General features: G+C 68.3%; 11 protein-coding genes. 3 read left to right on the plus strand and 8 right to left on the minus strand.

The window, feature by feature from the left end; translation table 11 throughout:
* A partial coding sequence (locus ACRDUX_RS02490) for a Rossmann-fold NAD(P)-binding domain-containing protein (RefSeq protein WP_526410685.1) occupies window positions 1-519 on the plus strand: 519 nt, incomplete at its 5' end.
* A 6-nt stretch (window positions 520-525) separates the two neighbouring features.
* Here the strand turns inward: ACRDUX_RS02490 and ACRDUX_RS02495 are convergent.
* Complete coding sequence (locus ACRDUX_RS02495; RefSeq protein ID WP_526410687.1) at window positions 526-1,380, minus strand: oxygenase MpaB family protein; 855 nt, start codon at window positions 1,378-1,380, stop codon at window positions 526-528.
* 113 nt (window positions 1,381-1,493) lie between these two features.
* Here ACRDUX_RS02495 and ACRDUX_RS02500 point away from each other — a divergent pair, with 113 nt between their 5' ends.
* Window positions 1,494-3,257, plus strand: a complete 1,764-nt coding sequence (locus ACRDUX_RS02500) for an MOSC domain-containing protein (protein WP_526410689.1) — start codon at window positions 1,494-1,496, stop codon at window positions 3,255-3,257.
* A gap of 94 nt (window positions 3,258-3,351) precedes the next feature.
* Here ACRDUX_RS02500 and ACRDUX_RS02505 read toward each other — a convergent pair whose 3' ends face one another.
* The 5 genes from ACRDUX_RS02505 to ACRDUX_RS02525 form a co-directional block, all read right to left on the minus strand.
* Window positions 3,352-4,968: a flavin-containing monooxygenase gene (locus ACRDUX_RS02505; protein ID WP_526410691.1), complete on the minus strand. Its 1,617-nt coding sequence runs from the start codon at window positions 4,966-4,968 to the stop codon at window positions 3,352-3,354.
* 66 nt (window positions 4,969-5,034) lie between these two features.
* The gene (locus tag ACRDUX_RS02510) at window positions 5,035-6,012 is read right to left on the minus strand and encodes an acyl-CoA dehydrogenase family protein (RefSeq protein WP_526410693.1); all 978 of its coding nucleotides are present in this window, start codon (window positions 6,010-6,012) and stop codon (window positions 5,035-5,037) included.
* A complete protein-coding gene (locus tag ACRDUX_RS02515) occupies window positions 6,012-7,202 on the minus strand; it encodes an acyl-CoA dehydrogenase family protein (protein ID WP_526410695.1) in 1,191 nt (396 codons plus the stop codon). The genes ACRDUX_RS02510 and ACRDUX_RS02515 overlap by 1 nt, the downstream gene beginning before the upstream one ends.
* A complete protein-coding gene (locus ACRDUX_RS02520) occupies window positions 7,199-8,143 on the minus strand; it encodes an acyl-CoA dehydrogenase family protein (protein ID WP_526410697.1) in 945 nt (314 codons plus the stop codon). The genes ACRDUX_RS02515 and ACRDUX_RS02520 overlap by 4 nt, the downstream gene beginning before the upstream one ends.
* Window positions 8,140-9,282 (minus strand): acyl-CoA dehydrogenase family protein, encoded by a 1,143-nt coding sequence (locus ACRDUX_RS02525; protein ID WP_526410699.1) that lies wholly within the window; start codon window positions 9,280-9,282, stop codon window positions 8,140-8,142. The genes ACRDUX_RS02520 and ACRDUX_RS02525 overlap by 4 nt, the downstream gene beginning before the upstream one ends.
* A 38-nt stretch (window positions 9,283-9,320) precedes the next feature.
* Between ACRDUX_RS02525 and ACRDUX_RS02530 the strand changes: the two genes are divergently transcribed.
* Entirely contained in the window at window positions 9,321-10,106 is a 786-nt protein-coding gene (locus ACRDUX_RS02530; RefSeq protein ID WP_526410705.1) for a FadR/GntR family transcriptional regulator, read from the plus strand.
* Here the strand turns inward: ACRDUX_RS02530 and ACRDUX_RS02535 are convergent.
* Together ACRDUX_RS02535 and ACRDUX_RS02540 are read right to left on the minus strand one after the other, a co-directional pair.
* Window positions 10,103-10,756 carry a VTT domain-containing protein gene (locus ACRDUX_RS02535; protein ID WP_526410701.1) on the minus strand — a complete coding sequence of 218 codons (654 nt, stop codon included), beginning with the start codon at window positions 10,754-10,756 and terminating at the stop codon, window positions 10,103-10,105. The two genes, ACRDUX_RS02530 and ACRDUX_RS02535, sit on opposite strands and share 4 nt — an antisense overlap.
* A 53-nt stretch (window positions 10,757-10,809) precedes the next feature.
* The coding region (locus tag ACRDUX_RS02540; RefSeq protein WP_526410703.1) for a hypothetical protein at window positions 10,810-11,053 on the minus strand (244 nt) is incomplete at its 5' end.

An 11,053-nucleotide genomic window follows, 5' to 3' on the forward strand; every position in this document is an offset into this window, starting at 1 on the left:
CTGCTGCTCGGTCGGGTGCGCTCGCAGATCATCAATGTCGCCTCGGATGCGCACAAATCGGCGACCCTCGCGCTCGACGATCCCCACCTGCGCGTCCGCAAGTGGTCGGCCTTCCCCGCGTATGGCCGGTCGAAGCTGGCGGTGATGCTCTGGGGCCTCGAGCTCGACAGACGGCTGCGCGAGGCCAGCTCGCCGATCACCACGCAGTTGACCCATCCCGGCTGGGTGGCGTCGAATCTGTCGAACGTCTCCGACAAACGCGTCATGTCGGCGTTCCACTCGGTGGTGAAGTCTGTGGCCAACGTGCTGGCCAACGACATCGACGCCGGCGCCGCGCCGACTCTGTACTGCATCAGCGAGCCGATTCCGCCTGGCAGCTACGTGGGCATCGACGGCAGGTTCGGGCTGAAGGGCGGGCCGACGTTGAGCGGCCGCGGGGCGAATGCCTGCGACTACGACGTCGCCGCGCAGCTGGTGAGCTTCGCCGAAAGGGTAACCGGCACAACGGTTTCCGTATAACTGTGGTCAACCCCGGTTGAGTGCCCAACGGATGCCGCCGACCAGGGTTCGACCCGCGACGCGGACCGCGGTGGTCTCCACCGGCGGCAGGTAGGGCAGCCGCAGTGGCAGCCTCGCCCACGCAGGCAGCATGGCGATCGAGGTCGCGGCCAGGATCGCGTACGGCGGGCGCGCGAGCAGTGGCAGCGGAGGTGTCAGCAGCAGGAACTTGGCGGCCTCGCGCGCCGCTGAGGTACCGCTCAGCTCGGGTCGGTAGGCCGCGATCCGCTGTTTGAGGTCCCGCTCGGTCAGCGGTGGGTCGAGCACCCCGAGCGCGGTGGCGACGCGGGCAGTGTCGGCGACGTACTCGTCGCGGCCCCGCTGATCCAGCGGCTTGGCGCCGTAAAGCTGATGTGCCACCAGGAAACTGTCCGTTTCGGCGATGTGCACCCATTCCAGGAGGTGCGGGTCGGACGCGTCGTACGGCCGCCCGTCGGCCGCCGTCCCGTGAACCCGCCGGTGGATCCCGCGGACCTTGTCGACGGCTCGCTGGGCATCCTGTGCCGGGCCGAACGTCGTGACCGCGAGAAAGGTGCTGGTGCGCTGCAGCCGTCCCCACGGGTCGCCCCGGTAGTCGGAGTGTTCGGCGACGCCCGCCATCGCGAGTGGATGCAGCGACTGCAGAAGCAGCGCCCGCAGCCCACCGACGAACATCGATGCGTCGCCGTGCACCCGCCTGATGGGACGGTCTTCGTCGAACCACCGCGGGCCGGGGGTGCCGTGGATGCGGGCACGGTTGGCCGGGCCCTCGGGACCCGCCACCAAACCGAACAGGCGCTGGCCGAGACCGTCGCGCACACTGGTCAACCCTGGTAGCGCCACCTCGCCGACAGTACGCCGGTGGGCCTCGGCCCCATCCGAGCTCGTGGTGAGGAGGAAGGGGTTACTTTTCTAGAGGCGCAACGGGTCAGTCAGGTCGAGGGGAGGGTGACGCCATGGCGACGTTGGTCTCGCTGAACGTCGGGCTACCGAAGGACGTCAGCTGGAAGGGCAGGACCGTTCACACCGGCGCCTTCAAGTTTCCCGTCGATGGACCTCGAATGGTGCGCAGTCTCAACGTCGACGGTGACGGGCAGGGGGACCTCGGTGGGCATGGCGGTGAGAATCGGGCGGTCCTGGTGTACCAACTGGACTCATACCGCCACTGGGCCGCTGAACTCGGCCGCGACGACCTGGCGCCGGGCCACTTCGGAGAGAACTTCACGGTCGACGGTCTGCCCGACGACGAAGTCTGCGTCGGTGATCGCTATCGGATCGGCCATGCGCTGTTCGAGGTCACCCAGCCGCGTGTGACGTGCTATCGCGTTGGCATGCGGATGGAGGTTCCGAACATGGCCTCGCTGCTGGTATCTCACCATCGCCCAGGCTTCTACCTACGGGTGCTGGCCGAGGGTGAGGTGGCGGCGGGCCAGGAGATCGTGAAGGTGGCCTCGGGGCCCGAGGGGGTCACCGTCGCCGAGATCGACGCGTTGCTCTACCTGCCGGGCCATCCGCGCGAGGCCCTTGGGCGGGCACTCAAGGTCCCGGCACTGAGCCAAGGGTGGAAGTCTTCGCTCGAGAACCTGGCCAGGCAGGCGGACGGTTCGGCGTCCACTGGCAACACCGGCCTGACCAACGCCGCGAGTATTCCGCCACCGGCGTGGACGGGTTTCCGGCAGCTGCTCGTCACCGCGATCGGAGACGAAAGCGCCCACGTTCGTTCGGTCTCGCTGGCGGACCCCGACGGCGTCCGGTTGCCAAAGTGGCTCCCGGGCCAGTCGATCACGTTGCGGCTTCCCGCCAGCGTGGGAGGGGGCACGGTCATCCGAAATTACTCGCTGTCGAATCTGCCTGGTTCCGGCGCCTACCGCATCGGCGTCAAGCGGGAACCGAATGGTCGCGGCAGCGGGTACCTCCACGACCAGATCGCCGTCGGCGACGTGCTCGACGTCGCCGCTCCGCGTGGCACGTTCATCCTTGCCGACGACGACCGTCCCGTGCTCCTGCTTTCCGCAGGCGTCGGGATCACCCCGGTGCTCTCGATGCTGCACGCGCTGGTCGCGTCGGGTTCGTCACGCCAAGTCTGGTGGTTGCACGGCGCGCGGGACGGAGCCGAGAATCCGTTCGCCGCCGAGTGTCGGGAGCTCCTGGATCGATTGCTCGGCAGTCGATTCCACGTCTTTTACAGTCAGCCCGCAGCCTCCGACCGGCTCGGGTCGGACTACACCGCGGCGGGTCGGCTGTCGGTCGAGGTGCTCGACGCGCTCGGTCCGCCGCGAGATTCCGATGCCTATCTGTGCGGTCCGCCCGCCTTCATGACTGTGCTGAGCGCAGGGCTGCAAGACTACGGACTCGCAGCCGAACGCATCCACAGCGAGATCTTCGGTGCCGCAGCAGCACTCACGCCCGGCATCGCCGCTGCTACGTCGAGTCCACCGCACCAGCCGCCCGGTGTTCCGGGGGCTGGGCCGGACGTCGACTTCGCCCGCAGCGGTCTCACCGTGCCGTGGGGTCCTCAGTACGCGAGTCTTCTCGAGTTCGCGGAGGCGTGCGACGTGCCCACCCGGTGGTCCTGTCGGACCGGCGTGTGCCACAACTGCGAAACCGCCGTGCTGTCGGGTTCCGTTCGGTACGACCCAGAACCTCTCGAGCCGCCCGCGGAGGGCAATGTCCTGATCTGTTGTTCGATCCCGGCCGGGGAGCTCGTCATCGATCTGTAGTCGAAGGTGCGCGGACTGCCATTCGGAAGCGGCGTGTCGCGTTCGGACACGCACGCTCGCGGGGAGGGGGTGAGAGAAGCGGGGCTCGCCTCGGCTACCCGAGCTTGAAGCCGGTGTATCCCGCCGCGGCAATCTCGTCGCACCGGCGGCGGTACTCGGGTATGCCCGCGGTGAAACCCATGTACATCCGCTTCTTGCCAGGCACGTTGCCGCCGTTGTACCAGGAACTGCACGACGGGTGCATCAGCACCGTCGGGGCGACCAGCGCCGTCGTCAGCTCGGCCCATTCCCGTTGCGCTGCCGGCAGTGCCTCGATCGTGCGGTGTCCGTTGTCGCGCAGGTACGTCACGCAGTCGCCGATCCACTCGACGTGCTGTTCAAGTGCTGCAACGAAGTTGGTGGCCGCCGCCGGAGCGCCCGGACCCTGCACGACGAGGAGGTTGGGGAATTCGGCGACGGCAAGGCCGAGGTAGGAGACCGGCCCATCGGTGGCCCACACGTCCTTGAGGGAGACCCCACCGCGGCCCCGCACGTCGATGCGCGTAAGCGCGCCGGTCATGGCGTCGAACCCCGTCGCGTAGACGATGACGTCGAGGTCGTGAAAACCCGCCTCGGTCCGGATTCCACTCGGCTCGACCGCCGTGATCGGCCCCGTGCGCAGATCGACGAGGGTGACGTTCTCGCGATTGAACGTTTCGTAATAGCCCTGGTCGATGATCGGACGCTTGCACCCGAACGGGTGGCTCGGTACCAGAGCAGCGGCGGTGGCGGGGTCGCTCACGATGTGGGCGATGGCCTCGCCGTACAGCGCGGTGGCCATCCGGTTGGCCTCGATGTCGAAGAAGACGTCACCCCAGTCGAGGGCGCCCAGCACGCCGTTCTCCTCGACGGCCCTGCGCTTCTCATCGGCGGTGGCGCCCTTGATGGGTGGTCGGCTGAGCATGTTGATCAGCAGCGAGAACGCGCTGAGCCTGGCCGCGCCGACGGGATGTTCCCGCTGGGCTGCGCGGATCTCGTCGTACTGCTCCTTCAGTCCGTCGAGCTCGCCCGGATCGAACGCACGGACCTTCCACGGCAGGGTGTAGGCGGGCGAGCGCTGGAACACCACGAGATGGCCGGCTTCCTTCGCGACGACGGGGATCAATTGCACACCGGTGGAACCGGTTCCGATCACCCCAACGCGCTTGTCGGTGAGGTCGACGCCGTCGCGGGGCCATCTGCTGGTGTGCAGCGAGGTGCCCTCGAAGGTATCCATGCCGACGATGGCCGGCTCGAGTGGTACCGACAGAATGCCCGATGCCGCGACCACGAACGGGGCGACGAAGTGCTCACCCACGTCGGTCTCGAGCACCCATTCCGCGGCGTCCTCGTCGAACGTCATGGCGACGACCTTGGTGTGCAGCCTGATGTCGCGACGAAGGTCCAGTCGGTCCGCGACGAAGTTGAGATACGCCTCGATCTCGGGCTGTGCGGGCATGGTCTCCGTCCAGACCCACTCCTGCTGGATCTCGTCGGAGAAGCTGTACGAGTATTCGATGCTCTCGATGTCGCAGCGCGCCCCTGGGTAGCGGTTGGCCAGCCAGGTGCCGCCGATGTCGCCTGCCATCTCCAGCGCGCAGGCACGGAGGCCCTTGCGGCGCAGCTCGTGCAGCATGTAGAGCCCGGAGAAACCGGCGCCGATGATCACCGCATCGAATCGAGTGGACGACATACGCGCACTATATCGAAAGGCCTACAGTATGACGCCACATTTGCGTCACCGGGCGGCTGGTGACGCTCAGCGGTACCGGGCCGCCAGCCGAGCGCGGTGCGATGCGGGGGAGCCGTACAGAGCGCGATTGAGCATGGCGCGCTTGAGATATACGTGCACACCGCTCTCCCAGGTGTAGCCGATGCCGCCGTGCAGTTGCATGGCCTTGCCTGCGACGTCGACGGCAGTGGCGCACGCGTACGACTTCGCCATCGATGCCGGGACGCCGGCGTCTTCGCCACGGGCGAGTGATTCGACGGCTGTCGTGATCAACTGTCGAGCCACCGATACCCCAACCAGCATGTCCGCGCACGCATGCTTGACGGCCTGGAACGAGCCGATGGGTCTGCCGAACTGGTGGCGGACCGTCGCATACTCGACCGTGGCGGCGAGCATGCCCTCGCTGAGGCCGAGGCTGTCACAGGCCACCGCGACGGCGGCGCGGTCGTGCACCACCCCGGGATCCGCAGTCAGCGGCCATGATTCGGTCACCTTCACGGCATCTGCCGTCACGACGGACAGCGCGCGGGTCCCGTCGAGCACCGGCTGTCCGGTGATGGTCAAACCCGAGGCCAGGACGAGGACGGGAGTGCCGCCGTCGTCGGCCAGCAGCAGGACGGCATCGGCACCCTCGGCATCGGGCACGAACTCCGCGCGGCCCGACACCACATCGCCGGACACGGTGAACCCCGTGGCCAAGGCGGACGTCGAGCCCCCGCCGATCCGCTCGAGGAGCGCATTCCGGGAGTCGTTGGCCGCCACCGCCGTCAATGCCGCCACCGCCAGGGTGTTCCCCAGACAACGGGTGGCCGCCGCGGCGCGCCCGATCTCCTCGAGGAGAATGGCGGTCTCGACGAACGATGCTCCTGCGCCGCCGAGGAATTCGGGAATCTCCATCCCCACCCAGCCCGCGTCGACGATCTGCTGCCAATCGCCGCCCTTGCCCAGTAGCTCCCTGGCCACTGACCGAAGCTCGTCGTGGAACTCCCGCAGATCCGACGTCACTAGCTCACCGCTTCCCTGGGGAGGCCGAGGCCGCGCTCGCCGATGATGGTGCGCTGGATCTCGCTCGACCCGCCGGGGATGGTCCACTCCCACGACCCGATGAAGTCGATCGCCCACGCGCCCGACTCCCATCCGCTCGACGTCGGCTTGGTCAGCACGGTGTGCGCGTGCAGGCCCGAGACGTCGGTGGCGAAGTCGGTGAGCCGTTGCAGTAGCTCGCTGTAGAACAACTTCACGATCGACGGGTCCGCCGGCCCGACGGTGCCCTCGTCGTGACCCTCGACCACGTTGCGGCACAGCGCCCGCAGGCCCTCGATCTCGATGTCGAACTGCGCCAGCCGGTCTGCCACCGCGGAGTCGTCGAGCGCGCGCGAGCCGTCCGGTCGCTGCCTGCCGCACTCCTGCACCAGCCGGCGAAACCCGACGTTGCGCAGCCGCTCGGCCAACTCGAGCATCGTCATGCCGCGCTCGGCGCCGAGGGTGGCCTGCGCGACTTGCCATCCCGCGTTCTCGGCGCCGATCAGCTGATCTGCGGGGATCACCACGTCGTTGAGGAAGATCTCGCAGAAGTGGGACTCGCCGATGGCGTTGCGGATCGGACGGACGTCGATACCGGGTGTTCGCATGTCCATCAGGAAGTACGAGATGCCCTTGCGTTTGGGCGCTTCCTGATCGGTGCGGGCCAACAAGAGGCACCAGTCGGCGTGCAAACCGCCGCTGGCCCAGAGCTTCTGGCCGTTGACGAGGTAGCCGTCGTCGACCATGCGCGCGGTCGTGCGCAGCGACGCCAGGTCGGAGCCCGCCTCCGGCTCGGAGAAGCCCTGCACCCAGATCTCACCGTCGAGGATGGCCGGTAGGTGCCGTCGTCGTTGCTCATCGGTGCCCGCGGCAAGCAACGTCGACGCGGCGTGGTGAATCCCCACGAATGCCAACACCAGTCGCGGCGCGTCGTGCGCGGCGAGCTCCTGATAGAGCACGATCTGCTGTACCACCGGCAGGCCGCCGCCCCATTCGCGTGGCCAGTGGGGCACGGCGAAGCCCGCGGTGTGCAGCTCGGCGAACCAGGCCTTCTGGAACGCGACGAACTCGTCATCGCTCGCGCCGGCCTGCGTGCGACGCCAATCGGTCGGCACGTGCGCCTCGCACCACGAGCGGACCTGCGCGCGGAAGGTGTCGAGCTCTGCCGTCACGACACGACCTCGCGCGCATCGCCGTAGAGACCCGACAGACCGTGGGAGCCGAGACGGTCGGTGAGGCGCGTGCGGGTCGCCGAGAGGCCCAGCGGTAGGCGACGCAGTGGCTGGCTGTAGCGCGACAGCCACGACAGCGTCGTCTCGTCGCAGAAGCCGACGGCACCGTGCAGCTGGTGGGTGACGCGGAAGACGATCTCGGCAGCTTCGAGTGCGGCCATCCGCAGTGCGAGCGCGTCGTTCAGCGCGTCGTCGCCGCCCGTGGTCAGGCTCCACGTCGCGTACTTCGCGAGCATCTCCAGCCCCGCCCGTTCGACCTCGCCGTCGGTGAGCTGGAACTGCACGCTCTGAAAGGCCGACAGCGGTTGACCGAACTGCTGGCGCAGCCGGACGTGGGCGATGGTGAGTTCCATTGCCCTGTCCAGCATTCCGAGCAACGTCCAACACGGCAACACCAGGGCCAACGGCAGGTCTGCGGTGCCATCGGGTGAACCAGAGCCGATGATCGGGGTCAGCGCGAGCCGCGTCACGAACGCGCGCTCGGGATCGCCGGTCGCGACCGCGGTGCTGCGGCGGCCATCCAACGTGACGGCGCCCCAGCGCACGTCGACACCCGCGACCGCGCCGACCGGGCGAGTATCGGCGACGACCACCAACCCGTCGTCGTCCGCGGTCCGCGACAGCCGCTCCGCCACCGGGTAGGGGAGTGCCCAGTAACCGGTACTGCGGCACAGCGCGGCCGCCGCCTCGAGTTGGTCGGCGTCCTCGCGCGGTTCGAGCTCCCACACCCCTAGATCGGAGAGAACCGGATCGACGAGCGCCGCGCGTGCGGCCGGGTCGGCTTCGGCCTGCTGCACCAGCGCATCGCCACCTGCCGCCTCGAACGCCCGAAGTGCTTGGCGCCCATATTCCTTGGCTTCGTCGCCGAGATCGGTGATCATCGCGCCGCCAGCAGGGAACGCGACAGCAGGATGCGCTGCATTTCGATGCTGCCCGAGGACACCGTGGAGGCCTGCGAGTAGCGCCAATGGTCTTCGATCTCGGATCGGAACAATTCGGTGCCCTCCTCCGGCGCCTCGGCGATGATCTCCATCAGCACCTCCGCGCTGTCCTGGTCCAGCTTGGTGACGGCGATGCGGTAGGCGGCCACGTCGGTGGGTTGCACCCGGCCCTCGCTCTGCAGCGACACCAGGCGGTAGGCCAGCAGGCGGGCGCGACGGCAATGGGTCAGCATTCGGGTCCACCGGCCGCGCAGTTCGGCGGGCAGATGAAGCCAGTGCTCGCCGAGCTGCTGTGGCGCCATCTGCAGCAGCCGCTCACACCGCGCGTAGCGGGCAATGCCGAGGCGTTCGAACGACAGCACGTCGGCCACGATCGACCAGCCGCCGTCGACCGTCCCGAGCACGTCGGCCTCGGTGACCCGAAGGTCGTCGATGAACACCTCGTTGAGGTGGTGCGGGCCCATCATGCAGCCGATCGGCCGCACGGTGATCGCCGGATCGTCCATGGGTACCAGGAAGATCGTCAACCCGGCCTGCTTCTTGCCGCCCTTGGTGGTGCGGGCGAGCAGGAAGCACCACTGCGCCATCGTGGCGTATGACGTCCAGATCTTCTGGCCGTTGATCCGCCAGCCAGCTCCGTCGCGCGTCGCGGCGGTTCGCAGTGAGGCGAGGTCCGAGCCCGCCTCCGGTTCGCTGAACCCCTGACACCAGATCACCTCGCCGCGCGCGATCGGCGGCAGATGCCTGCGCTGCTGTTCTTGGGTGCCGTGCCGCATCAGCGTCGGACCCACCCAGTTCACGCCCATGTATTGCGCGCCGCGCGGCTCGTGGTGAGCCCACATCTCCTCGCGCACCACGGTCTGCTCCCAGGCCGACGACCCGCGTCCACCGAATTCTTCGGGCCACGACATGCACAGCAGACCGCGTTCGGCGAGTAGGTGGCAGAACTCCTGCGCCACCTCCAGATCGGCGGGGTCGTCGGTGAAGGCGCCGAGGAAGTCCTCCGGCACATGGGCTTTCACCAGTCGACGGAGGTCATGGCGGAGGTTCGTCGCCTCGCGGCCCATCTCGAAGTCCACCCGCCGATCTTAGGCTAATCCTTATAAGGATTGCTAGTATTCGTTCCGTGCCACCAGGACGGACGCCCCAGCGCCGCATCGCCGAGACGGTCGCGAGCGAGTTGCGTGAAGGCATCCTCAGCGGCCGAACGGCCGACCGCCTTCCCATCCAGGACCAGCTGGTGAGCGACTTCGGGGTGAGCTACCCCTCGGTGCGCGAGGCGTTGAGGATCCTCGAGACCGAGGGACTGGTCACCGTGCGCAGGGGAAGCGTCGGGGGCGCCGAGGTGCACCGCCCCGACCAGTCATCTGGCGCCTACCACCTGGGTCTCCTGCTGCAGGGCGCGGGCGTCCCGCTCGGCGACCTCGCGCAGGGACTGGTGCTGCTGGAGCCGCTCTGTGCGGGTGAGGTGGCCCGGCGAGCGGACCGCGCGACCGCCGTCGTTCCCGTTCTGACCGCCAACGTCGACGCCTCCGCGAGCGCGGTGTCCGACGGCGAGGCCTTCACCAGGATCGCCAGGGAGTTCCACGAGCTCGTCGTCGGCTTCACCCCCAACGAGACCATGCGCTACGTCGTACGGAGCCTCGTCGCGCTGTGGTCCGCGCAGGAGCAACAGTGGGCCGCGACGCGAATCAGGCTGGGCGAGTACCCGTCTCCCGCCGAGGCGCGCGGTGCCGTGCGGACCCACCGCAAGCTCGTCGACGAGATCGCCGCCGGACGGGCCGAGGAGGCTCAGGCCATCGCGCGAAAGCATCTGGCGGCGACGCAGGCGCTGGTGCTGGCACGCTTCAACGACGACGTCGTCAATGCCACGCCCGCGCGCACGGGGCGGGCCATCCGCTAGGAGTTGCGAAGCGTGTCCCAGTCGTGTTCGTCCTCGAGCTTGGCGATCGCCTTGGCGGTGCGTTCCCTCATCACCAGCGTGAAGATCACGCCGATGACCACGGCGACCAGCAGCCCCACCCACGAGAACCGGGACAACCACTTCTCGGCGGCGAGGCCGAGGTAGTAGACGACGGCGGTGGTGCCACCGGCCCAGATGAGCCCGCCAGATGCGTTGGCGGCCAGGAAGTGCGAATAGGGCATCTTGAGGGCGCCGGCGAGCGGCCCCGCGAAGATGCGAAGCAACGCGATGAAGCGACCGAAGAAGACCGCCCACATGCCCCACCTGGTGAAGAACTGCTTGGCCAGCGCGACGTGCCCGGGGCCGAAGTGCTTCGGGAAGCGCCTGCCAAGGCGCTCGAACAGACTCATGCCGTAGCGGCGGCCGATGCTGTACCCGATGGTGTCACCGACGATGGCGCCGATGGTGGCCGCGGCGCCGACGCCAACCGGGTTGATGTCGAGGGTGTGGCGCGAGGCCAGCAGGGCGGCGCTGACGAGGGCGATCTCGCCGGGCAACGGAATGCCCAAGCTCTCGAGGCCGATCACCACGCCGACCACGAGGTACACGGCGATCGGCGGAATGGTCTGCAGCAGCGCGTCGACATTCACGCGCTAAGGATGCCTGACGGAGCGGTCGTGGCGTGGTTTAGCCGCGTCAGTCGCTAATCGCTCGCTGGCAGCGGTTTGGCTTCCTTGATGGCCAGCGGCGCGGTCCCGATGCTGAGCGTGCCCTTGCCCGCCTTGGTGACGAGAACCTCGGCGCCTGCGTCGTCGACGTAGCGCTTGCCCATCAGGTTGCCGTCCGACAGCGCGGGGTCGAGTTCGAGACCGGCGTCGACGTCGCCGCCGACCGGCACCAGGGGTGCCCCGCCGGCCTTGAGGTCGTCGAGGCTCTCGGCGCTGCGC

Source organism: Mycobacterium sp., assembly GCF_050701675.1.
Lineage (GTDB): Bacteria > Actinomycetota > Actinomycetes > Mycobacteriales > Mycobacteriaceae > Mycobacterium.

What these genes read in the sequence shown, in the direction of transcription:
- ACRDUX_RS02500 (WP_526410689.1), top strand. Translation starts at nt 1,494, where the DNA reads ATGGCGACGTTGGTCTCGCTGAACGTCGGGCTACCGAAGGACGTCAGC.
- ACRDUX_RS02520 (WP_526410697.1), bottom strand. Translation starts at nt 8,143, where the DNA reads ATGATCACCGATCTCGGCGACGAAGCCAAGGAATATGGGCGCCAAGCA.
- ACRDUX_RS02505 (WP_526410691.1), bottom strand. Translation starts at nt 4,968, where the DNA reads ATGTCGTCCACTCGATTCGATGCGGTGATCATCGGCGCCGGTTTCTCC.